At 70.6% G+C, this 23,932-nt stretch carries 18 protein-coding genes; 14 read left to right on the forward strand and 4 right to left on the reverse strand.

Annotated features, from left to right (window positions below; translation table 11 throughout):
• Positions 1-36 precede the first annotated feature (36 nt).
• The 6 genes from FRANCCI3_RS11260 (at position 37) to FRANCCI3_RS11285 (ending at position 9,973) form a co-directional block, all read left to right on the forward strand.
• Complete coding sequence (locus FRANCCI3_RS11260; protein ID WP_011436656.1) at positions 37-2,268, forward strand: hydantoinase B/oxoprolinase family protein; 2,232 nt, start codon at positions 37-39, stop codon at positions 2,266-2,268.
• A gap of 61 nt (positions 2,269-2,329) precedes the next feature.
• Positions 2,330-3,160: a hypothetical protein gene (locus tag FRANCCI3_RS11265; protein WP_011436657.1), complete on the forward strand. Its 831-nt coding sequence runs from the start codon at positions 2,330-2,332 to the stop codon at positions 3,158-3,160.
• An 11-nt stretch (positions 3,161-3,171) separates the two neighbouring features.
• A complete protein-coding gene (locus FRANCCI3_RS11270; protein WP_011436658.1) occupies positions 3,172-4,338 on the forward strand; it encodes an acetyl-CoA acetyltransferase in 1,167 nt (388 codons plus the stop codon).
• Entirely contained in the window at positions 4,335-5,894 is a 1,560-nt protein-coding gene (locus FRANCCI3_RS11275; RefSeq protein ID WP_011436659.1) for a class I adenylate-forming enzyme family protein, read from the forward strand. Before FRANCCI3_RS11270 ends, FRANCCI3_RS11275 begins: the two co-directional genes overlap by 4 nt.
• A gap of 120 nt (positions 5,895-6,014) precedes the next feature.
• Positions 6,015-8,759: a LuxR C-terminal-related transcriptional regulator gene (locus tag FRANCCI3_RS11280; protein WP_011436660.1), complete on the forward strand. Its 2,745-nt coding sequence runs from the start codon at positions 6,015-6,017 to the stop codon at positions 8,757-8,759.
• A gap of 62 nt (positions 8,760-8,821) precedes the next feature.
• The gene (locus tag FRANCCI3_RS11285; protein ID WP_011436661.1) at positions 8,822-9,973 is read left to right on the forward strand and encodes an acyl-CoA dehydrogenase family protein; all 1,152 of its coding nucleotides are present in this window, start codon (positions 8,822-8,824) and stop codon (positions 9,971-9,973) included.
• 45 nt (positions 9,974-10,018) lie between these two features.
• Here the strand turns inward: FRANCCI3_RS11285 and FRANCCI3_RS11290 are convergent, their stop codons facing one another.
• Positions 10,019-10,687 (reverse strand): TetR/AcrR family transcriptional regulator, encoded by a 669-nt coding sequence (locus tag FRANCCI3_RS11290; protein WP_011436662.1) that lies wholly within the window; start codon positions 10,685-10,687, stop codon positions 10,019-10,021.
• A gap of 58 nt (positions 10,688-10,745) precedes the next feature.
• Positions 10,746-11,924: an acyltransferase family protein gene (locus FRANCCI3_RS11295; protein WP_236701507.1), complete on the reverse strand. Its 1,179-nt coding sequence runs from the start codon at positions 11,922-11,924 to the stop codon at positions 10,746-10,748.
• Positions 11,925-12,502: 578 nt separating this feature from the next.
• On the opposite strand from FRANCCI3_RS11295, the gene FRANCCI3_RS11300 reads away from it, so the two are divergent.
• The 8 genes from FRANCCI3_RS11300 (at position 12,503) to FRANCCI3_RS11335 (ending at position 22,093) form a co-directional block, all read left to right on the forward strand.
• Positions 12,503-13,465, forward strand: coding sequence for a LysR family transcriptional regulator (locus FRANCCI3_RS11300; protein ID WP_011436664.1), 963 nt, complete (start codon positions 12,503-12,505; stop codon positions 13,463-13,465).
• A gap of 276 nt (positions 13,466-13,741) precedes the next feature.
• Positions 13,742-14,563 carry an MBL fold metallo-hydrolase gene (locus tag FRANCCI3_RS11305; protein ID WP_011436665.1) on the forward strand — a complete coding sequence of 274 codons (822 nt, stop codon included), beginning with the start codon at positions 13,742-13,744 and terminating at the stop codon, positions 14,561-14,563.
• A gap of 118 nt (positions 14,564-14,681) precedes the next feature.
• Complete coding sequence (locus FRANCCI3_RS11310) at positions 14,682-16,091, forward strand: ABC transporter substrate-binding protein (RefSeq protein ID WP_011436666.1); 1,410 nt, start codon at positions 14,682-14,684, stop codon at positions 16,089-16,091.
• Positions 16,091-17,107: a carbohydrate ABC transporter permease gene (locus FRANCCI3_RS11315; protein WP_085949871.1), complete on the forward strand. Its 1,017-nt coding sequence runs from the start codon at positions 16,091-16,093 to the stop codon at positions 17,105-17,107. Before FRANCCI3_RS11310 ends, FRANCCI3_RS11315 begins: the two co-directional genes overlap by 1 nt.
• Complete coding sequence (locus FRANCCI3_RS11320; protein WP_011436668.1) at positions 17,094-17,921, forward strand: carbohydrate ABC transporter permease; 828 nt, start codon at positions 17,094-17,096, stop codon at positions 17,919-17,921. The genes FRANCCI3_RS11315 and FRANCCI3_RS11320 overlap by 14 nt, the downstream gene beginning before the upstream one ends.
• Before the next feature lie 7 nt (positions 17,922-17,928).
• Positions 17,929-19,272 (forward strand): ABC transporter ATP-binding protein, encoded by a 1,344-nt coding sequence (locus tag FRANCCI3_RS11325; RefSeq protein ID WP_011436669.1) that lies wholly within the window; start codon positions 17,929-17,931, stop codon positions 19,270-19,272.
• Positions 19,269-20,000: an HAD-IA family hydrolase gene (locus tag FRANCCI3_RS11330; protein ID WP_108913807.1), complete on the forward strand. Its 732-nt coding sequence runs from the start codon at positions 19,269-19,271 to the stop codon at positions 19,998-20,000. The genes FRANCCI3_RS11325 and FRANCCI3_RS11330 overlap by 4 nt, the downstream gene beginning before the upstream one ends.
• Positions 20,001-20,338: 338 nt before the next feature.
• Positions 20,339-22,093 (forward strand): AAA family ATPase, encoded by a 1,755-nt coding sequence (locus FRANCCI3_RS11335; RefSeq protein WP_011436671.1) that lies wholly within the window; start codon positions 20,339-20,341, stop codon positions 22,091-22,093.
• A gap of 61 nt (positions 22,094-22,154) precedes the next feature.
• Here the strand turns inward: FRANCCI3_RS11335 and FRANCCI3_RS11340 are convergent, their stop codons facing one another.
• The gene (locus FRANCCI3_RS11340; protein WP_035733062.1) at positions 22,155-22,790 is read right to left on the reverse strand and encodes a response regulator; all 636 of its coding nucleotides are present in this window, start codon (positions 22,788-22,790) and stop codon (positions 22,155-22,157) included.
• Between the two features lie 229 nt (positions 22,791-23,019).
• A complete protein-coding gene (locus FRANCCI3_RS11345) occupies positions 23,020-23,886 on the reverse strand; it encodes an SAM-dependent methyltransferase (RefSeq protein ID WP_011436673.1) in 867 nt (288 codons plus the stop codon).
• Positions 23,887-23,932: the final 46 nt, after the last annotated feature.

Here is a 23,932-nt window from a genome sequence, read left to right on the forward strand (position 1 = left end):
GCCCGCCAGGCACGTCTTAGCAGAAGGTGTAGATTCATGAGCCAGCCCGACCACGCTGACGGCAAGTCAGTCGTCGAGAAGTTCCTCGAAGAAAACGTCCTGTTCCTCGGGCCCGACCCCGAGATCATGCAAAGCCACCATCTCGCCCCGGAGTCGCCCCGCGAAACGGAGGCGCTCGCGCGGTTCACCGATCCCGAGCAGATCAACCTGGTGCGGCACAAGCTGCAGACCGCGTGTAACGAGTCCTTCGACATGGTCGAGCAGATGGGCGCGGCGCCCGGCGCGAAGTGGGGCGACCTGATCTCCGGGGTGTGGACGGCCTCGGGTGACCTCGCCCTGTCCAGCATGGGTGGTGTGCTGCTGTTCTCGGTGCTCACGCAGCACCCGGTCAAGTTCATTGTCAAGTACTGGGTGGATGAGCCGACGGTCGGGGTCCGTGAGGGCGATGTCTTCATGCACAACGACGCCCGCTACGGCAACGTCCACAACACCGACCAGAGCATCCTCATCCCGGTCTTCCACGAGGGGCAGCTGATCTGCTTCGCCGGCGCGGTCTGCCACGAGGGGGAGAACGGCGCCACCGAACCCGGCGGTATGCCCTCGGCGGCGGAGTCCCCGTTCGACGAGGGATTGAAGATTTCGCCGATCAAGGTCGGTGAGAACTACACGTTCCGCCGTGACCTCATGACCTTCCTGCAGAACTCGGTGCGCGAGCCGAAGCTGCAGCTGGAGGGCATGAAGGCCAAGCTGTACGCGGCGATGCGGACAAGGGACCGGATCCACGACACCATCGCCGAGTACGGTGTCGACGCGGTCGTCGCCACGTTGCGGCGCACCCTGACCGACACCGCCGACGAGGTCCGCCGCCGGCTGAGGTCGTGGCCGGAGGGCACCGTGCGGCAGAACGTCTTCGCGGACGGGACGCTGCGGGAGAACTGCCTGGTCAAGATCAGACTGGCGATGACCAAGAAGGACGACGAGCTGATCCTGGATTTCCGGGGCTCGTCGCCGGAATTCCTGAACCGGGCCAACAACACGATCCTCTCGTCGATGAAGGGCATGCTGGCCCAGGAGTTCCTGACCTTCGTGTGGCCGGACCTGCCGCGAAACCAGGCGGTGTTCGAGCCGATGACTGTTCTCACCGACCCGCGGTCGGCGCTGAACTGTTCGCCGGAGGCGCCGAACGCGCAGAGCATGATGACGTTCTTCCCCTCCTTCACCGCGGCCCAGCTGGCGACGCCGAAGCTCCTCTACAGCGCGGGTGAACGCTCTACGGACGTCATCGCCGGCTGGTTCAACATGATCGTCACGTTCATCTACGGTGGTGTCACCCAGCACGGCGAGCTGGTGGGCAACGTGTGCGCCGACCTCAACGGCATGGGCGGGGCCGCGCGGTCCAACCGGGACGGCGAGCACGCGGTCGCCCCGATCTTCGCGCCCATGGCCGACATCGGGGAGCAGGAACTCATCGAGGAAGAAGTCCCGATTCTCAAGATCGTGCCGAACAGGGTAATGCGGGACAACCAGGGCTTCGGCAAGTTCCGCGGCGGCCAGGGCTACCAGCAGATCGCCACCGTCAAGGACAGCGCCATGTGGGGCTTCATGGCGTGCAGCATCGGCTCGAAGTTCCCCAGCTCGCACGGCATCTTCGGCGGCTACGGCCCCGGCACCTACCCGCTGTGCAAGATCAAGAATGTCGACATCTTCAAGGTGATGGACAACCAGCGCGAACTGCTGCGCTACACCGTCGAGGAACTGATGAACGAGCGTCCGTTCCCGGACGCGACCTACTCGACGCATCACATGGGCATGCAGTTCGAGCTCGCCGAGCGCGGCGAGCTGTACATGCTCACCCAGGGCACCGGCGGTGGCTACGGGGACGTGCTCGAACGCGATCCCGAGCTGGTGGCTTCCGACTACCGCGACGGCCTGGTGTCCATGGACACCGTCCGCGACATCTACCACGTGGTGCTCAACCCCGACACCGCCGTGCTGGACGCCGAGGGCACCACGGCGGCCCGGGAGGCCGAGCGGGCGGCTCGGCTGCGGCGGGGCAAGCCGTATGCGGAGTTCGTCAAGGAATGGGAGACCGAGACGCCTCCGGCCGACGTGCCGTTCTTCGGCTCCTGGGGCGACCCGCGGGTGCTGTTCCGCGGCACTCCGCAGGACACCTGCCCCGCGGACGCGATCGTGCCGGTGATGATGCCCGACCCGAAGGACGTGCGGATCGCGCAGCTGGAGGCCAAGCTGGCGGAGCTGCAGGACTGACGGTGCAGGGCTGACGGCGCGGGCCTGATGCTGCGGGACTGATGAGGACGGCGGGAGAACGATGAACGCTGTGGACGACTGGATCCACGCCAGGCGCGACACCCTGACCTGGCTGGACTGCGACCGGTACGTGTGGAGGGTCTTCGCCGGCGCCCCCGAGCGCTGGTATGACGACCCGGCCACGCTGGTCGCGGCGAGTGCACAGGCACACCGGTTACTGCGGTCCGATGTGTACGGTGTCAACGTTTCAGGTCCGTTCTCCCGCCACCTCGTCGGCGATAGCGAGGCCGCTGCCGTCTGTGCGGCGTTGGAGCTGCCGGCGCCGCGCCGCGTGCTGGCCGACACTCTCGACGCGCTGCTGCACCAGTTCGGCGATCGTGTCGACCTGGTGCTGGACTGCCCGTCACCGCGCAGGCTGCTCGCGTCCGGTGCGGGGATCGACTTCGACGCGCTCGACGACGTCGCGACCGGCCTGCTGGAGGTGATCCGCTCGGTGGCGGACCGGCCGGTCCGGGGGCTGCAGATCACCTGTGACACGGCGGGCGGGCCGGATGAGGACGAGACCGACGCCTGGTCCAGTCTGCTGGCCGCGGCCGGGCACTACGGCTGGATCACCGCGGTCCGACTGAACGGCGTGACCGACCCCGACCAGCTCGACCCCAAGCTGCCCGGTGACCTGCTGCTCCTGCCGCACCTGCCAGCCGGCGTCCTGCCCGATGATCGGCGCTACGGCGGGGGACTGCCAGCGGAGGTGTGGAGCGACACGAGCGAGGCCGCCCGGCTGCTCGACGCCGCCGCCAAGCGTGGGTTCCGGTTCGGTGAGATCCCCACCGAGGCCTCCCCGGAAATCGTGCTGACCAGGCTCACCGCCCTGGCCGCGGGCACGCACTGAAGGGATCCGACGTGGACGACGTGGAGATCGTGGGCTGGGGTCATACCCCGTTTGGCCGTCTGCCCGAGGAGACTCTGGAGTCGCTGATCGTTGCCGCCGCGCGGGAGGCGATCGCGTCGGCGGGTCTGCGCCCGCGGGAGATCGACGAGATTGTTCTCGGTACCTATAACGCGGGGTTGCAGCCGTTGGCGTTTCCTTCCTCGCTGGTGCTGGAGGCCGATGACGATCTGCTGTTCACCCCGGCGACCCGGGTGGAGAACGCGTGTGCGAGCGGGTCGGCGGCGTTGCTGTGCGGGGTGCGGGCGATTCGGTCCGGGCAGGCGCGCCGGGTGCTGGTGGTCGGGGCGGAGAAGATGACCCACGCGTCGGCCGAGGTTGTCGGTGGGGCTTTGCTGGGTGCCGACTATGAGCATGCCGGCGAGTGCGCGCCTGCCGGGTTCGCGCGGTTGTTCGCCGATGTCGCCGAGGCCTACTTCACCAAGTATGGTGATCACAGTGACGCGTTGGCGCGGATCGCGGCGAAGAATCATCGTAACGGGGTGGTGAATCCGTACGCCCATCTGCGTTCCGATCTCGGCTTCGAGTTCTGTAGCACGGTCGGTCCGCGTAATCCGGTGGTCGCGGGTCCGCTGCGGCGTACGGACTGCTGTCCGGTCTCGGATGGTGCCGCCGCGGTGGTGCTGGCCGCGCCGGGTGGTGCGCCGCGTGCCCCGGCGGTGCGGATCCGTGCTCTGGCGCAGGCCAACGATTTCCTGCCGGCCGCGCGGCGTCATCCGCTGGCGTTCGCCGCCGCGCATGGGGCCTGGCAGGCGGCGTTGGGGCAGGCCCGGGTGCGGCTGTCCGACCTGCACCTGCTGGAGCTGCACGACTGTTTCACCATCGCGGAGTTGCTGGAGTACGAGGTCGTCGGGTTGTGCCCGCCGGGCGGCGGGGGGCAGGTCATCCTCGGTGGGGTCGTGGACCGGGACGGCACGCTGCCGGTCAACCCCTCCGGGGGGTTGAAGGCCAAGGGTCATCCGGTTGGTGCCACCGGGGTGTCCCAGCATGTGATGGCGGTCCTGCAGCTCACCGGCACCGCCGGGGCGATGCAGATCCCCGGGGCCACCGTCGCCGGGGTGTTCAACATGGGTGGCCTGGCGGTCGCCAACTATGCGAGTGTCCTGGAGCGTGTGCGATGAGTGATCTCACCGGGAAAAGTGACCTGACCCTGAAGGCGGTGTTCGTCGACGCGTTGGACCGGTTCGGTGCGCGTCCCGCCCTGCACTATCAGGGGCGGACCTACGGGTACGGCGAGATCGTGGCCGCGGCGAACCAGCTCGCGCACCGGCTGCGTGCGGCGGGGGTGGGGCCGGGGGTGTCGGTGGCGTTGATGATGTCCAACCGGCCCGAGTACATCGTCGCGGATCAGGCGATCCTGCGGTGTGGCGCGGTCAAGGTGGCGCTCAACGACATGCTGTCGGCCAGCGAGATCGACTACATTCTGCGGGACAGCGAGGCCCGGGTCGTCCTCGCCGATGCGGGGATGCTCCCGGCTGCGCTGCACTCCGCGCCGCCCCTGTTGGAGACGGTCATCGCCGTCGCCGACCCGGACGACTGCCCGGGCGGGGTGGTGGCGTGGCACGACGCGCTGGCCGGGCAGCCGACCACCGTGCCGGAGGTCGACCCGACACCCACCGACCCGGGGTTGATCGTCTATACCGGGGGTACGACCGGTCTGCCCAAAGGGGTGATGCACACCCAGCGGAATCTCGCGCTCAATCTGTTCTCGCACGTGATGGAGATGGGGCTGCTCGACGACGAGGTGCTGCTGTTGATGTCGCCGCTGCCGCACAGCGCGGGTTTCCTGCTGCAGGCCGGGATGCTCAAGGGGGCCCGGCACTTCCTGGAGACCAGGTTCGACCCGGAGCTGGTGCTTGAGCGGATCACCGCCGACCGGGTGACCTTCACGTTCATGGTGCCTACCATGATCTACCGGGTGCTTGACCGGGCGGCGGGCCGCGCGTTGGACCTCAGCTCGCTGCGGACCATCCTGTACGGTGCCGCGCCGATCACCCGGGAGCGGCTGGAGCAGGGCCTGGAGGTGCTCGGCCCGGTGTTCATGCAGCTGTACGGGCAGTCGGAGGCGCCGAACTTCATCACCCGTCTTCGCCGTGAGGATCATCGTCTTGATCCTGACGGGGAGCATCGGCTGGCCAGCTGTGGTCAGCCGGTCGTCATGGCCACGGTCAGGGTGGTCGACGAGGCTGGCCGGGAGCTGCCCCGCGGTCAGGTCGGGGAGATCGTCGCCGCCACGCCGTACACGATGGTGGGGTATCGGGGCCGGCCCGAGCAGACCGCCAAGGCGCTGCGGGACGGGTGGTTGCATACTGGGGATATCGGGCGGATGGATGCCGAGGGGTACGTCTATCTGCTGGACCGCAAGAACGATATGATCATCACCGGTGGGATGAACGTGTACAGCACGGAGGTGGAGAACGCGGCGGCGGCCTGTCCTGGGGTTGGGCAGGTCGCGGTCGTCGGGGTGCCGCATCCGGACTGGGGTGAGGCGGTCGTGGCGTTCGTCGTGCCCGATGATACCGGTGCGTTCGACGAGGCCAAGCTGCTGGCGCACTGTCGGGTCGAGCTTGCCCGGTACAAGCAGCCCAAGGCCGTGCGGGTCGTCGAGGCCCTGCCGACCACCGTGTACGGCAAGCTGGACAAGAAGGCGCTGCGGGCCGGCTGGCCCGGTTGGTGACGCCCAAAGTGTTGCGGCCTGGGCGGCCAGTGCGAAAATCAGCCCGAGGGTGTGTGAGTATCGTCACGAACGCGTGGCAGGGGAGCCGGGCGGGGAGCCCTCGGAAGCGAGGCGAGCTGGATGGACACCAAGGCACGTCCCACGCTGGCCGTGTCCACGAAGTTTCAGGCACCCACCTATGACACCCAGCTGGTCGGCCGGGACCGGCTTCTCGACGTGTTGCGAGATGGCCGGGCCCGGCGGCTGGCTTTGATCCACGCGCCGGCCGGGTTCGGGAAGACCACGCTGGCGGTGCAGTGGCAGCGGGTGCTGCGCGCCGAGGGGGTGCCGGTGGCGTGGCTGAGCCTCGACCGGGACGACAACGACGCGGTGTGGTTCCTCAGCCATCTCATCGAAGCGGTGCGCCGGGTCGAACCGACCCTGGGCGGTGACCTGGTCGAGGTGCTGGAGGGGCATTCCGACGACGCGCAGCGGTATGTGCTCACCGAGCTGGTCAACCAGCTTGCCGAGCATCGGCGGCCATTGGCGATCGTGCTCGACGACTGGCATCTCATCGACGCCCCGCAGGCTGTTGCCGCGTTGGAGTTCCTGCTGGAAGCGGGTCCGGCCAACCTGCATCTGATCGTCACCAGCCGGACCCGGTCGCCGGCCGTGGGCCGGTTGAAGGTGCGTAACCAGGTGACGGAGATCGACGCCACGCAGCTGCGGTTCGACCATCGGGAATCCGCGGCCTTCCTGCTTGAGCTCAACGAGTTGGATCTCGACAGCACGGACGTGCATCGGCTGTGGTCGAGTACCGATGGCTGGGTCGCCGCGTTGCAGCTGGCGACCCTGTCGCTGCGTGACAGCGCCGACCCGTCGGCGTTGATCCGCGGTTTCTCCGGGCGGCATCACTCCCTGGGTGACTATCTCGCCGAGAACGTGTTCGATGCGCTGCCCGCGGATCTGCTCGACTTCCTGCTCACGACTTCCGTCTGTGATCGGCTCTGCGGTGATCTGGCGGCGGCGGTGAGTGGGCAGCGGCGGGGGCAGGCGCTGTTGGAGGAGCTGGAACGGCGGGACTTGTTCCTGCGGCCGCTCGACGACAATCGGGAGTGGTTTCGCTACCACCATCTGTTCGTGGGTTACCTGCGCCGCCGCCTGGAGCGTGATCATGCGGATCGGGTGGTGACCCTGCACCGGACCGCGTCGGCCTGGTTCGCTGATCACGGTCTGCTCGGTGAGGCGGTCACCCATGCCCTGGCCGCCGGTAACGACGCCGGGGCGGTGGACCTGGTGGAGCGGCAGGCCATGCACCTGGTGGAGCACAGCCGGATGGCCGTCCTGCTCAGCCTGGTCAACAAGTTGCCGTCGGCGCTGCTGCCCGGCCGGTCGCGGCTGCAGATCGCGATCGCCTGGGCCAACTGTCTGCTGCAACGGGCGCAGCCCGCGCAGGTCGCGCTCGACCACGTGCGTGCCGCCCTGACACCCGACGACACCAGCGACACCGGTAAGGACATCCTCGGCGAGGCCGATGTCGTCCAGGCCTGTATCGACGTCTATGGTGACCGGATCTACCGCGCCGCTGACCTGATCGCCCCCTACATTGCGAAGAACTCCGGCTACCGGCCGTGGCTGGTCGCAGTGTCGTCCAACATCCGGACCTTCGTCGACATCCACACCTTCGCCTACGACACCGCGCAGGCGCGGCAGCGGTGGGCCAATGCCTTCCACGACACCACCCGCGGGCCTTTCGCCGGCGTGTACGGGCGCTGCTTCGCCGGACTCGCGGCGTTCGCCCAGCTTGACCTGGTGACCGCCGAACGCCTGTACCGGGAAGCCGTGGCCCTCGCCCGCGAAGCCGCCGGGCCGCGCTCGCACGCCGCCCGGCTGGCCGGCGCGCTGCTGGGCCGGCTGTACTACGAGCGGGGCGACATCGACGCCGCCGAGCGGCTGCTGGAGGAGTGCCACGAGCTCGGTGCCGAAAGCGGCGTCGCCGATCTCATGATCGCCACCTACTCCACGCTGGCCCGCATCAAGACCCTGCGCGGTGAGATCGAGGACGTCTGGCACCTGCTCGACGAGGGCAGCGAGGCGGCGAGCCAGCTCGTCCTGCCTCGGTTGTCGGCCGCCGTCGATCACGAACGCCTGCGGCTGCACCTGGCCCGTGGGGACCTCGGGCGCGCCCAGAACGTGCTCGCCCGCCAAAGCGACGACGTCGCCCGCGGCGGCGACGGCATCGCCATGGCCACCCGCCACTACCAGCTCGCGATGCGCGCGCGGGTCATGGCCGCCCAGGCCGACTACGACGGTGCCCTGCGGCTGCTGTCCCAGATGCACCAGGAGAGCAGCTCCGTGGCCTGGCGGTACGCCGAAACGGCCACGCGTATCGACCTCGCGGTGGTGCACTCGCTGACCGGCGACACCGACACCGCGCTGCGCACCCTCGTGCCCGCCGTCGTCGCCGGGGCCCGCTGCGGTCTGGTGCGCACCGTTACCGACGCCGGCCCGGAACTCCTGAAGATCATTGGCGAGCTGCGGGACGCGAGCCGGTGCCGCCGGTGGCCGGTGGAGTTGCCCACCGTGCCCTCCGACTACCTGTCCAAGCTGCTCGCCACGGCCCACGCGGACGCGGAACGGGCGGCGATCCCCATCATCGATCGCCCGGCCGAGCGGAACCCCGCTCCCGAAGAGCCGCTCAACGCCCGCGAGATCGACATCCTCCGTCTGCTGGACCGCGGACTGTCGAACAAGGAAATCGCGCGTAACCTCGGTCTGACCATCAACACCGTCAAGTGGTATCTCAAGAGCATCTACACCAAGCTCGGGGTCGCTCGGCGCGGGGAATCGGTCTCGGAGGCCCGCCGGCGCCGGATCCTGGCCTGAATGCCCTGGTGGCCCTGAACGCCCTGGTAGCGGGTGCCGCTTCCACGACGGGGAGGACAGCGATGCCTGACACCCGGCTCAGCGAGGAGCAGGAAGCCCTGCGCAAGGCCGTGGAGGCGTTCGCCCGCGAGGTGGTCGCCCCCGGGGCGGCGCGGCACGACGAGGAGAAGACGTTCCCGTACGAGGTCGTCGCGCAGATGGCCGACATGGGCCTGTTCGGTCTGCCGTTCCCGGCGGAGTACGGCGGGCAGGGCGCCGACTTCTTCGCCCTCTGCCTGGCCATCGAGGAGCTGGCCCGGGTCGACTCAGCGGTGGCGATCACGCTGGAGGCCGGGGTTGGCCTCGGCGCGATGCCGATCTACCGGTTCGGCACGCCGGCGCAGCGGGAGGAGTGGCTGCCGTCGCTCGCCAGCGGGCGGGCGTTGGCCGCGTTCGGGCTGACCGAACCAGACGCGGGCAGCGACGCTGGCGGCACCCGCACCACCGCCCGGCTCGACGGCGGCGACTGGATTATCAACGGCTCGAAGGCCTTCATCACCAACTCGGGTACCGACATCACCCGGCTCGTCACCGTCACCGCTGTCACGGGGCGGACCCCGGCCGGACACAAGGAGATCTCGTCCGTCCTGGTGCCGGTGCCCACCCCCGGCTTCACCGCCGGTCCGGCCTATTCGAAGGTCGGCTGGCATGCCTCCGACACCCATCCGCTGACCTTCGACGACGTGCGGGTGCCCGCGGAGAATCTGCTCGGTGCGCGCGGCCGCGGCTTTGCGAACTTCCTGCAGATCCTGGACGAGGGCCGGATCGCGATTTCCGCGCTGGCCGTCGGGCTGGCGCAGGCCTGCGTGGACGAGAGCGTGAAATACGCGAAGCAGCGGGAGGCATTCGGCGCGCCGATCGGCCGCAACCAGGCAATCGCCTTCAAGATTGCCGAGATGGAGGCGCGGACGTACGTGGCCCGTGCCGCCTACTACGACGCGGCCTCCCGGATGCTCGCCGGCCTGCCCGTCAAGAAGGAGGCGGCGATGGCGAAGCTGTTCTCCTCGGAGGCGGCGGTGACGAATGCCCGCGAGGCCACGCAGATCCACGGCGGCTACGGGTTCATGAACGAATACCCGGTCGCCCGGCACTGGCGGGACGCCAAGATCCTGGAGATCGGCGAGGGCACCAGCGAGGTCCAGAAGATGCTGATCGCGCGCGAACTGGGTCTGTAGGTCACGAGGCTCGCGAGAACACCGCCGGCACCCCGCGAAAGATCATCAGCGGGTGGCGGCCGGCCCGGGTGCCGGGCGCCGCGCTCCCGCGGCGAGCAGGGCGGCCAGGCCGAGCCGGTGCAGCAGGTCCGCCAGCTGCGGCCGACTCATCGTCACCGCGCTGTAGGGGGTGGAGTTCAGCAGGCCGAAGGTGGCGTGGACGGCGGCGCGGGCGGTGCCCTCGGCGAGTTCGGGGCTGCGGGCGCGCAGCTGGGCGACCCAGAGCTCGACGTAGCCGCGTTGCAGCCGGCGCACGGTGCGCGCGTCGGCCGGGTTCATACTGGTCAGGTCGCGATCATGAATACGGATCAGTTCGGGTGAGTCGAGAGCGAAGGAGACGTGCCAGCGCACGAGCGCGTCCAGCGTGCCGTCCGGACTGGGCGTGCCGTCCGGACTGGGCGTGCCGTCCGGACTGGGCGCCGCGGCCGCGCGACGGGTGCCCTCGGCGAGCAGGCGTTCACTGATGCCGATCAGCAGTTCGCCGAGGATCGCCTGCTTACTCGGGAAATGCTTGTACAACGCCGGCCCGGAGACGCCCGCGGCCCGGCCAATGTCGTTGATGCTCACCCCGTGGTACCCGCGCTCGGCCATCAACCGGGCCGCGGCGGCGAGGATACGCTCCCGGCGCGATCCTGCTGGCGGCGGTTTTTCGAGGCTGAAGGACACGGTCGGCACATTACCGCCTTCCGGGACAGCCGGTGCCCGCCTGGTTAATACTGGCTAACCCAGGTTTTCAGTCGTCCGGCCCGGTGCGCGCCGGTCCACGCGGGGCCGCGGCCCCGCGCTCCACCGGCGCGAACAGGACGATCAACGGCGCCAGGAAGAGCGCGGGCAGGATCACCCACAGCGGTCGCCCGGCCCACCAGGTCGCGGTCGGTTCGTCGGGCATCGGCAGCCCGACCGCCCGCATCGTGACCATCGCGAGCAGCAGGGCCGTCATGTGCCACAGGAACACGGTCATGATCACGGCGTTGCCCGTGACGACCGCCGTCCACGGCCGGCGCCGGGCCAGCATCCGGTTCAGGGCGGGTGCGGCGAGCAGGATCAGACCGAGCTGGAAGACGGCGAGCACGGCGATCGCAGCGGTCGTCGGGAACATGTTGCCGCGTCTGGCTCCCTCGGTGGCGACCATCGATCGCGGATACTCGTCGAGCGTCGTCACCAGGGCCAGCCCCGCCAGCCCGCAGAGCGCCGTCAGCAGCGCCCGCCGCGGCCCGCGCAGGACGCCGTCCCGCCAGAAATACCCGAGCTGGTGGGCGAAAACCCAGACGAGACCGGTGTTGACATAGCCGAACACCGTGCTGCCGGTGCCGAACCGCGCCAGGTCGACGAGCGCCACGACCGCGCCCAACAGCAGGATGAACCGGCGGCCGAACCGCCGATGGACCGCCGCGGTCACCGGCACGACCAGGATGACCCCCAGGTACGCCGCGAGAAACCACAGCGGCACCAGCACGGCCCGTCCATAGCGCAGCAGACCCGGGTAGTCGGGGACCGCGAGCAGCAGGACGGCGTCGACCGCCGCCCAGACGACGGCGAACACCGCCATCGGGGGCAACAGGCGGCGCAGCCGCCCCCGCAGGAAGCGCCGTGCCCGCGGGCCCCAGGGACGCGCGGGATCATCGCGCGGGGACCCCGTGGCGCGACCGGCCGCGTCCCAGGCCGCCAGGTGGGCGAAGCCACCGATGACGAAGAACACCGGCATCACCTGGAGCAGCCAGGTCGCGAGCCAGGCGAACGGTATCCGCGCGATCGGATTGGGCATCACGAGGACGCCCCCGCGAAAGTGGTCGATGGACAGGGCCCAGTGCCACAGCACCACGACACAGACGCTCGCCAGGCGCAGGAAGTCGACGTCGCGCGCCCGGGACGGCGGGGTGGAGTCGACGAGCCGGCCCACGGACCGCTCCACGGACCGGCCCATGGAGCGGCCCATGGAGCGCAGCCCGCCCCACGGTGACCACACACCGCCAGGCTGCCAGACGCGGCGCCCCGGCGATTGCCGGGACGGACCCGGCACCTGAAACTGCCGTGAAACCGCGATGAACCCGGCGGGCCGCACGCTCATCCCATGGCAGCAGACCTTCTCGGGCAGCCGGACCAGCGGTCTAGGAGGTCGCCCGCGGGGGTGCCGGCGTCCCCGTCCCCGGCGGTGACGCGGTCCGCGGCGGGCGGGGGAGAGTCCGCCGCGGGCGGTTCGATTCCGAGCCAGTCGTCTGGTGCCCGGCCGGTCCTCCCTCACCCCGAGCAAGATAATCAACGGTGTTGACGCCCACTCGGCTATCATGATCAACAAAAGATCGGTGGGTCCGGCGGGCCCGGTGGGCCGGTAACCCATGGCCCCAGCCCGCTGGCGATGATCCGCGGCCATCATCCATGATCGGCTGGGCGGCCAATCAACACGGGAATTTCACCGTCCGTTTTTTTTATATTTCGCCGCCGGTATTCCGGAACGATATTTTTCTGCGGGGAGGTGCCGTGGAGACCCGCATGGAGTTCCGCTATCTCGTCTCGTTCCTCGCAATCGCCGAGGAACTGCACTTCGGGCGGGCGGCGGCCCGGCTGCACCTGGCCCAGCCGTCGCTGAGTCAGCAGCTCCAGCGCCTCGAACGGGAGGTCGGTGTCGAACTGGTTAGCCGGACCTCCCACGAGGTGCGGCTCACCGCGGCCGGCCGCGCGTTCGAGGTCGAGGCCCGGCGGGTCCTCGACACCGCGCGCCGGGCCGTGTCGGCGGCCCGGGAGGCGGCCTCGGGCCGCGTGGGCGTGCTGACCATCGGCTTCAACTTCCCCGCCGGGCAGCGGGTGCTCCAGCCGACCCTCGTCCGGTTGGGCGCCGACTACCCTGGCATCTCCACGGTTCTCTGGGAGGCCCGCAGCGGACCGACGCTCGCCGCCCTGCACGACCGCAAGGTGGACGTGGCGCTCGTGTTCGGCGGGGCGCCGGCCGTCGGGCTGCAGTCGCGACGGATTCTCACCCTGCCGCTGGTCGCCATCGTCGGCCACCACCATCCGTGGGCCGACCGCCAGCAGGCGTCGTTCCGGGAGCTCGCGCGTCAACGGTGTGTGTTGTTCCGGCGGGAACAGAGCCCCGCCATGCACGACGCGATCCTCGCCGCGGCCGGCCGGGCGGGCATCAGCCTGACGGTCGCCGACGAGGTCGACGACTCGGGTGCCACGGGGATCATCGTCACGACGAAGTCGGTCGTGGGATTCGCCTCGTCCGTCCGCAGTGGTTTCGTGCCCGGCAAGGGCCTGGCGGCCGTGCGGCTCGTCGAGCCGGTGCCCACCGTCGGGGTGCAGGTGGTCTGGCACCCCGACCCGCCGCCCGTCGTCGAGGCGTTCCTGCGCAGCTTGGACAACGCGGGTCCCTTCGGGGAGGACGCCGTCCCCGCGCCTGCCGCGCCGCAGGTGCCGGTCCTCGCCCACGACGGGCAGCCGGCTTCCGGTGGTTGAGCCCGCACCCCCCGGCACCTTCGGGCCCCCGCCGCCGGACCGACCCGATGTTCTTCGTCACGGGCCGTTCGGCGACGGCGGCGCGTGTAGATGACGATTGGCTGGGGCAATCGTCCGTTCGAAAGTTCCGTATTGCCGGCGACGGCGCCACCCAGCAGCATCGCGGATGACAGCGGAAATCCTCGCGCACCCCGGCGCCGAATGTTCCACATGTTCCCAACGGAATGTTCCCAACGGAACACCAAGAGCGGAACATCAAGATGAACGGATGAACGTATGCGGTTGACCGTCCTGGGCTGCCGGTCGGGAATGCCGACCGGCGGTCAGTGCAGCTCCAGCTACCTCGTCTGCACCGCGGAGACGAAGATGCTGCTGGACTGCGGCCCCGGCGCCGCGACGGCGCTGAGCGCGCTGGGGCATCCCGCGGTGCTCGACGGTATTGTGATCAGTCATCTGCATTCCGATCACTGCTATGATCTCCTGCCGGTGGGGAAGGCATTGCTGGCCAGCCGGACCCGGTATCCCATGCGATTCCCGACGCTGCCGGCACGCGACATTCCGACGCGCAGCGAACCGATTCCGCTTTACCTTCCACGGGGCGGCCTGGACACCTTCCGGACATTGGCCGGACTATTTCCGGTCGCGACGATCCCGTTGCTGGACAAGGCGTTCGAGGTCGCCTTCGACGTCCGCGAGTACGACCCGGGGGAGACCTTCAAGATCGGCGACTGCCTGGTCAGCCTGCACGGGCTGCGCCACGCGGTACCGAACTGCGGGATCCGCATCGAGACGGCGGACGCCAGCCTCGCCTACACCGGCGACACCGGAGTGACCGACGCCCTCGTCGACCTCGCCCGCGGCGTCGATCTCTTTCTCGCCGAGGCCACCCTCGAGCTGACCGACGACAGCGACCACGGCCACCTCAGCGCCCTCGACGCGGCCGAGGCGGCCCGGCTCGCCGGGGTGGGTCAGCTCGTGCTCACCCACTTCGTCACCGACGACCCCGAGTGGCTGGCCGCGCGGCGCGCCGAGGCCGAGCGGGTGTTCGACGGGCCGGTGCACCTGGCCGCCCCGGCCCGCAAGTTCGACGTCGCATGACCTCCGCCGACGTCTTGCCCCCCTTGGGGGGCAGCCTGTTCCCGGGCTGCGACCTGTTCCCGGGACGCGATCACCCCTCGGGTGACGCAATCGCTCCGACGCGTGAAAGGCGACTGGTGTGACAGCCGTTTCCCGGCACGACGATGCTGCTGGACATGAACGGGACGCAGGACAAGAACGGGACGCAGGACAGGAACGCCCGGGCCGCCGTCCGCGGCGGCACCGGGCCCGGCTGGTCGTCACGGCGTTGTCCGCCGCGGTCGGCCTGCTCGCCGTGGCGGCCTGCGGCTCGGACAGCGACACCGCCTCCGGTACCCCGGCCGCGACACCGCAAGGTGACACCCCGGCGACCATCACCTTCCTGTCCTACAACTACGGCACCCCGGGTCTCGGTGGTACGGGAACCCAGGCACTGCTCGACGCCTTCGCCAAGGCGCACCCGAAGATCACGGTCAAGCCGCAGGGCGTCGCGGTGAAGGACGTCCTCACCCGGCTGCGCACCGACACCGCCGCCGGTGATCCGCCCGACGTCGCCCAGATCGGCTGGAGCAAGATGGCCGAGGCGGTCGACGCCCTGCCTATCACCCCGGTCCAGAAGGTCGCCGGCAGCGAGTGGGAGTCGGCCACCGCCGGCATCTCGAAGAGCATCCTGTCGGCCGTCTCCACCAACGGCGTCGTCGCGGCGATGCCGTTCACGATGTCGATCCCGGTCATGTACTACAACGCCGACCTGTTCCGCGCCGCCGGCCTGGACCCGCAACACCCGCCGACGACCCTCGCCGACGTCAAGGCCGCCGCTTTGAAGATCAAGGCGACCGGTAAGCAGGGCGTCTACATCAGCGTCGTCGACAGCGGGAAGTCGGACTACCTGACCCAGTCGGTCGTCAACTCCAACGGCGGCTCGCTGGTGGACAAGAACGGCGGCGTCACCCTCGACAAGCAGCCGGCCGTCGAGGCGCTGGCCACGATCGCCGACCTGACCGCCTCGGGTGCCCAGCCCGGAGTCAAGGCCGAAGCGGCCCTGGCCGCGTTCACCAAGGGTGACCTCGGCATGTTCGTCACCAGCACGGCGCTGCTCGCCAGCGCCCAGAAGGCGGCGGCGGGCAAGTTCGAGCTGCGCACCGCGGGTCTGCCGTCCTTCGGCACCAAACCCGCCCGCCCGACCTACTCCGGCGCCGGGCTCGCGGTGCTGGCCAAGGACCCGGCCAAGCAGCGCGCCGCCTGGGAGTTCATCAAGTTCCTCACCTCCGACGAGGGCTTCGAGATCATCACCTCGAAGATCGGTTACCTGCCGCTGCGACAGAGCGTGGCGACGAAGCTCGCCGGCACCCCGATCGTGAAGCTGCTGGAACCGGCCCTCGACCAGCTCGACACCGTCACCCCCTACACCTCGTTCCGCGGGGCGAAGGCCAACCAGGCCGTCGTCGTGCTGCAGGACGAGGCCGTCGAACCGATCGTCCTGCGCGGGGCCGATCCCCAGGCGACCCTGAGCAAGGCCGCCGAGAAGATCCGCGCACTCTCCTCCTGATGATCGGCACCCGGCCCCGCGCGGCACGCCCGCGCGGGGTCCTCCCGGCCACGGTGGCACGCCGCGCCGTGCCGTGGCTCTACCAGACGCCGGTACTGGTGTCGCTGGCGGTCTTCGTCTACGGGCCGCTGCTCTTCGAGGCGTACCTGAGCCTGACGAACTGGGACCTGATCAAACCCGACCAGGACTTCGTGGGGCTTGCCAACTTCCGCGGCCTGTTCGAGGGCGAAGAGTTCCCCCGGGCGCTGAGCCGCACCGGCCTCTACGTCCTGGTGATGTTGCCCTTCGCGACGGTCGTCCCGATGGCGCTGGCGATCATGTTGTGGAAGCGGCCCGGTCGGACCAGCGACATCTACCGGGCCCTGCTGTTCCTGCCGGTGATGCTCGCCCCTGTCGCGAACGCGCTGTCCTGGCGGTTCGTCCTCGACCCGCTCGGCGGGATCGTCAACGTCGTCACCGGCGGGCTGGGCCTGGGCGAGCGGGACTGGCTCGGTGATCCCTCGACCGCCCTCGCCGCCATCTCGCTCGTCACCGCGGCCCGGTTCGTCGCGCTCAACATGCTGCTCTACGGCGCGGCACTGGCCGCGATCGACCGGCGCTGCCTCGACGCCGCCCGCGTCGACGGCGCCACCGAATGGGAGATCACCCGCCGTCTCGTGGTCCCCCAACTGCGTGGCACCACGATCCTGCTGTCGTTCCTGTGCGCGGTGTTCGCCGGGCAGTGGACGTTCACCAACATCGCCGTGCTCACCCAGGGCGGCCCCGACAACACCACCGACAACGTCTACTACCGTCTGTACACCTACGCGTTCACCTACTTCGACGCCGGGACGGGCGCGGCGGCGGCGCTGACGATCGTGGTGGTCCTGTGCGCCCTGTTCGGCCTGTCGACGCTGGCCCGCCGCGTCGCCGGCACGTTCGGCGCCCCGGGCCGGGACCGGCCGACCACCCGGCTCGCGGCCGCCCTCGCCGCCCCGCTGACCGCGCTGACCAGGAGGCGCCGTGCCGCGCTCTGATGTCCAGGCCACCCGCGCCGCCGGCCGGCACGTGGTACTCGCCGTGGCGGTCGTCGCGATGCTCTTCCCGATGCTGTGGGCGCTGACCACCTCGTTCAAGCCGCCCGCGGACATCTACGGCGCCAACCCGCTGCCCATCCCGGCCAGCCTGAGCAACTACCGCAACGCCATCGACGGGTTCCCCATCGGCCGACTGCTGCTGAACACCTTCGTCATGGCGACGGGCGTGACCATCCTGCACCTCGTCGCCGGGGTACTCGCCGCCTGGTCGTTCGTCCGTTTCTCCCACGCCGGGCAGCGGCTCGTCTCCGCGCTGGTGGTCATCGCCCTCGTCGTCCCGCCGCAGGCCCTGATGATCCCACAGTTCCTGCTGGTCTCCCGGCTGGGCTGGCGCAACACCTTCGCCGGGCTGATCGTGCCGCAGCTGGCCACCTGCTCGCTGGCGGTGCTGCTGCTGCGCGAGCACATCCGCGGCATCCCGCCGACCCTGCTCGGCGCCGCGACCCTCGATGGCGCCAGCCACGCCGAGACGCTGCGCCACATCGTCCTGCCGCTGCTGCGCCCCGCGCTCGCGGCGGTGGCCGTCGTCGTGTTCATCACGACGTGGAACGAGTATCTCTGGCCCACCCTCGTCGCGCCCCACCGGGACACGACGACCATCCAGCCGGGCCTGCAGATGTTCGAGACCCAGGAGGGCCCGGAGTACGGCCCGTTGCTCGCCGGGGCCATGCTCGCCTCGATCCCGGTGACCATCGTCTATCTCTTCGCCTCCCGCCGCATCACCGACGCTTTCCTCCAAGCTGGCCTGAGATGAGCACCGGATGACCGACACCACCGTGACCAGCCGGCCGATCCTCGGCGAGGCCCCACCGCCGGAGCTCCCCGCCCCCAGCGGGGGGGTGCACTTCCGTGGGATCATGCGCCGGTACGGCGGCACCGGGCGGCCCGCGCTCGACGTCGCCGACCTGCATCTGCCGCACCGGTCCTTCACGGTGATCGTCGGGCCGTCGGGATGCGGGAAGTCGACCGCGCTGCGGGTCATCACCGGGCTGGAGACCCCCGACGAAGGCCGGTTGACGATCAACGGGGTGGACGTCACGGCGACGCCACCGGGCGCGCGCGGGGTCTCGATGGTCTTCCAGGACTTCGCGCTCTACCCACATCTCACCGTCGAGCAGAACATCGCCTTCAGCCTGCGGCTCGAGGCGAAGCACAACCGCGGCCGCCTCGGACTTCTGCGCCGGGGGGCGGGCGGGGCGGGCCCGAGCCGTGGCGAGATCTCCCGCCGGGTCACCGAGGCCTGCGTCCTGCTGGGGCTCGCCGACCTGCGACACCGCCGACCTGGGCAGCTCTCCGGTGGTGAGCGCCAGCGTGTCGGCCTCGCCCGCGCGATCGTGCGCCGCCCGAGTGTGCTCCTGCTCGACGAGCCCCTCTCCGCGCTCGACGCCCAGCTACGCCAGCAGGCCCGGGCCGAACTCGTGCGCCTGCACCGCGAGCTGGGCAACACCGTCGTTCTCGTCACCCACGATCAGCTCGAGGCGCTGTCCATGGGCACCCATCTGGTGGTCATGAACGGCGGACGGGTGGCGCAGGCCGGCACGCCCGAGCAGGTCTACCGCCGGCCGGCCGATGTCTTCGTCGCCGCGTTCGTCGGCAGTCCGGCGATGAACCTGCACCTGGTCGAGGTGACGAACGGCGGTGGGGCGCTCGCGGCACCGGGGCTGTCCGCGCGCCTGGCCGGACCGCTGACGCTGCCCCGGGCCTGGCTCGGCTGGCGGCCGGGGGACGGCGTCATCGAGGCCGGGCCCGATCGGGCCGCGGCAGCGGGCGGCCTGGCCGGTGCGGGCCTGGCCGGTGCCGGCCTGGTCATGGAGGGGCTGGTCGACGTGGTCGAGTTCACCGGGGACGTGGTCGTCGTCCACTGCGTGAGCGGGGCCGCCGCGGCGGGGGAGACCGGCGAGTGGGACGCCGGCCCGGACGAGGTCGGCCCGGCCCGGTGGGCGGTGACCGTCCCGGCCCAGGCCGGCGTCCCGGACGTCGGCACCCCGCTACGGGTCCGGGTCCCCGCGCGCCGACTGCACCTGTTCGACCCGGTCAGTGGGCAGCGCGTCGACGAGATCGATGACGACGCCGACGACCTCGCCGTCGCCGACGAGCCGACATGACCGAACCGCTGCCCGCGGGACGTCCCGCCCCCGTGGGGGAGACCGCGCCCCCAGGGGAGGCCGCGCCCCGGGCCGCCGGCGTGGTGCCGTGGGCGATCTGGTGCGATTTCGGCGGAGTGCTGACGTCGTCGATCGCTGTGGCGTTCCGCGACCTGGTCGCCGCCGTGGGCGTACCCGCCCACGAGCTGCGCCGGGCGTTCGACCAGGTGGCGGCGACGTGGGGCCTGCGCACGTTGGGCCCCCTCGAACGGGGCGTGGTCAGCCAGCACGACTGGGGGATCCTCGTCACGGACGCCCTCGGGCCAGCCCACCCGCCGCGCATTGACCTGTCCCGGTTCGGGGACCATTGGTATGCCGGTCGTACCCTGGAGTCGGTGATGGTCGACGGGCTGCTGCGCGCCCGCGCCGCCGGCCTGCGGGTGGGACTGCTGACCAACAGCGTGGCCGAGTGGGAGCCGCTGCGCCGCGCGCTGCTGCCCGACTGGTCGGTCTTCGAGTCAATCATCAACTCCCATGAGATCGGGATCGGCAAGCCCGACCCGGCCATCTACGACCTCGCCGAACGCACGTTCGGCCAGCCCGGCCCGGGCTGCGTCCTCATCGACGACGCCGCCGCGAACTGTGAGGCAGCGCGCCGGCGCGGCTGGACGGCGATCCATCACCGCAGCGTCGCGGACACGCTGGCCGAGCTGGCCGCGGTGACCGGGGTTCCCGAGCTGGCCGGCTAGACCGGGCCGGTACCGGGCGGGGGTGCGGTGACCGGGGTTTCCGAGCTGGCCGGCTAGACCGGGCCGGTGACCCGCTGGCGGGTGCGGCCCGGGTCGGGTCGGACGTCCACCACGAATGGTCCGAAGGGCCCCCGGGTAGGCAACCTCTGGCGGTCGCGAGGATGCTCGCCGGCGGCGACGATGATGTTCGGAGCCATCGGACGTCGGCGTTCATCTGTCCACACCGCCGGCGTCACCCGTCCGACCGTCCGACCGTCCGACCGTCCGACGCGGTGCGACGAGCGTCGACCGCCGTGTCCCGACCCGCCAGACCTGCCACGCGACCCCCTGGAGGGGCCATGACCATCCAGTACGTGCGGGATGCGACGCCCTCCACCGGGGCGGACGACCATCACGCGGCCGGAGGGATGTTGTCCCCGACGAACCCGCCGTCCCCCGCCTCAACCCCGGCCCAGCCCCGGCTGCGCGCCCTGTACCTGTCCGAGCTGGAGACGTTCGAGACCTACGAGACGCACAGCGCCACGCTGCACCTGGCCGCCGATCGCGTGTACAAGCGCAAGAAGCCGGTGAACCTGGGCTTCCTCGACTTCACCGACCGCCGCACCCGGGAGTCGGTCTGCCGGTCGGAGGTCGCGCTCAACCGCCGGCTGGCCCCCGACGTCTACCTGGGTGTCGCCGATCTCCTCGACGACACCGGTGAGGTGATCGACCACCTGGTCGTGATGCGGCGGATGCCGGCGAGCCGGCGGCTGTCCACCCTCGTCCGCCGGCGCAGCCGGGTCGGCCCGGCACTGCGCACGGTCGCCCGGGCGCTGGCGGTGTTCCACCAGCGGTGCGAGACCTCACCGGAGATCGCGGTGGCGGGGCAGCGGGCGACCCTGGAGGGGCTGTGGCGGGAGGGCCTGGAAGGCATCTCCCCCTACCGCGGCACCCTGCTGGACGCGGCGGTGGTCGACGAGATCGGCGAACTGGCGCTGCGCTACCTGGCCGGCCGGGAGACCCTGCTCGGCGATCGGGTGCGCGCCGGGTGGATCCGCGACGGGCACGGCGACCTGCTCGCCGACGACATCTACTGCCTCGGCGACGGACCCCGTATCCTCGACTGCATCGAGTTCGACCCGCGGCTGCGCTTCGGTGACGTCCTCGGCGACGTCGCGTTCCTGGCGATGGATCTGGAACGCCTCGGCGCGCCGGAGGAGGCCGCCGAGTTCCTCGACGCCTACCGGGAGTTCAGCGGCGAGGTGCACCCGCGGTCGTTGCAGCATCTCTACGTCGCCTACCGGGCGTTCGTCCGGGCGAAGGTGACCTGTATCCGGGGCGGGCAGGGTGATCCCGACGCGGCCGAGGAGGCCCGCCGGCTGCTGGCCGTCGCCCACCGTCATCTGCGGGCTGGCCGGGTCCAGCTCGTCGTGGTCGGCGGGCTGCCCGGGACGGGCAAGACGACCCTGGCCGGCCGGCTGGCCGGGGTCGGTGACGGCTGGGTGCTGCTGCGCTCCGACGTGATCCGCCAGGAGCTGACCGGGATGCCCCTGCGTGAGGGCGGGCCGGCCGCGGACACCACCGCCGGCGGGTATGCCAGTGCCCTGCGCAACGCCAGCGGCACCGCCACGAGAACCGGGGCCCGCCGCGACGCCGGTACCGGCGCGGCCGCGACCTCCGACCCCGCGACCTCCGACCCCGCGGACGGCGACCCCGCGACCTCCGACCCGCGGTTCGGCACCGGGCGCTACGCCCCCGAGATCACCGACGCGACGTACGCCGAGATGCTGCGCCGCGCCGAGGCGGCTCTCGCCCGCGGGGAACGGGTGGTGCTGGACGCATCCTGGTCGAGCGCGCGTCACCGCCGGGCCGCCGCCGAGCTCGCCGCAAGCGTCTGCGCCGACCTGGTGGAGCTGCACTGCGTGACGGCACCGGAGGTGGCGGCCGCCCGGATCGGGCGCCGCGCCGCCGCGGGCACCGACCCGTCGGAGGCGACGATGGCCATCCACCGGGCGATGGCTGCCCGTGCCGACCCCTGGCCGTCGGCGACGGTGGTACGCACCGCCGTCCCGGTCGCCGAGGCCCTGCAGACGGTCCTCGCCCACCTCGACTGACGTCGCTCGGCGGGTCCGGCGCGACCATCCCCGCGCGGTGCCGTCGCGTCTCCGGGCGCCGTCACTTCTCGATGCGGGTGGCGTACACGGCGGCCTGGGTGCGGCTGGACAGCTCCAGCTTCTCCAGGATGGCCGAGACGTAGTTCTTCACCGTCTTCTCGGACAGGTGGATCCGCCCGGCGATCTGCCGGTTGGTCAGCCCCTCCGCGATGAGGACGAGGATCTGGCGTTCCCGCTCGCCGAGGGTGGCAAGCTTGCGGTCCTCGGCCGGGCCCTCCCGCAACCGGGTGAGGACCCGCTGGGTGACGGCCGGGTCGAGCAGGGAACGGCCCGCGGCGATCGTCCGGATGGCCCCGACCAGGTCCGTGCCCCTGATCTGCTTGAGCAGGTAGCCGGCGGCCCCGGCCATGATGGCGGCGAACAGGGCGTCATCGTCGTCGTAGGAGGTGAGGATCAGGCAGCCGATCTCGGGGTGCGCCGAGCGCAGATCCCGGCAGACGTCGATACCGTTGCCGTCCTCGAGGCGGGCGTCGAGCACGGCCACGTCCGGCCTCGTCGCCGGGATCCGGCGCAGTGCCTCCGCCGCGGTGGACGCCTCTCCGACGACCTCGATGTCACCGTTCTCGGAGAGCATCTCGCGGATGCCACGCCGGACGATCTCATGATCGTCCAGGAGGAAGACCCGTACGGTGCTCACGGTGCCGACGATACTCACGGTGCCGACGATACCGTCCATGGTCGTCGCCCGAACCGGTTCGGCATGGTGCCGGGAGGGTGCGCGGGTGCGGGCGGGCCCGTTGCGGGCCCGTTCGAGCCGTCCGGCTCACCCGGGTGAACCCGCCCGCGTGAGCGCACCGCCCCCGGCCTGGGGCCCGCAGCGGCTGGCGACCGCACAACCGGTGAGAGCCGGCGGCTACCCGAGATGGTTACCCGAGGCGGGCGACGCCGCCGTAGACACTGACCTCGGCATCGGTCGGCCCCTCGCCCTCGGCGGCGGGCTCCTCCGGCCGCCACCGATGGACCATCTCCACCCCGGGATCGATGAGCTCCAGGCCGGCGAAGAACCGTTCCACTTCGGCCCGGGTGCGCTGCTGCCCGGGGATGCCCCGGGAGCGGTACGTGATGAAGAGCTGCTCCATGCTGGGGTTGACGTCGGCGGTGGCGTGGGTGAGCGCCAGATAACTGCCCGATGGCAGGGCCGCCAGCAGCCGGCCGAGGATGCCGTAGGGGTCATCCGCGTCGGGGATGAAATGGAAGATCGCGATCATGGACAGGGCGACCGGCTGAGTCAGGTCGAGGGTGTCGCGCAGTTCCGGGGCGGCCAGAATGCGCTCCGGGTCGCGCAGATCCGCGTCGAGGTAGGCGGTGCGGCCCTCGGGGGTGCTGGCGAGCAGGGCCCGGGCGTGGGCGAGCACGATCGGGTCGTTGTCGGTGTAGACGATCCGGGCGTCGGGGGCGATGCCCTGGGCGACCTCGTGCAGGTTCGGGGACGTGGGGATGCCGGTGCCGATGTCGAGGAACTGGCGGATCCCGACCTCGGTGGCCAGGAACCGGGTCGCCCGGCGCAGGAACGCCCGGTTCTCCACCGCGGCGATGCTGGCGCCCGGGAAGGCGGCCCGTGCCTGCTCGGCCGCCTCCCGATCAACGGGGAAGTTGTCCTTGCCACCCAGGAAGTAGTCGTACATCCGGGCCGCGTGCGGCTGGTCGGTCCTGAGGTCGACCGGGCTGCGTTCCTCCGCAAGGCTCTTCCACCACTGCCCGACCTCTGGGTCGTGTCGGTCCGCGCTCGTCACCGCAATCAGCCCCTTGGTAATTGGACGATCCTTACCAAATACCCTA

It is taken from the genome of Frankia casuarinae (genome assembly GCF_000013345.1).
Taxonomy (GTDB): Bacteria; Actinomycetota; Actinomycetes; order Frankiales; family Frankiaceae; genus Frankia; species Frankia casuarinae.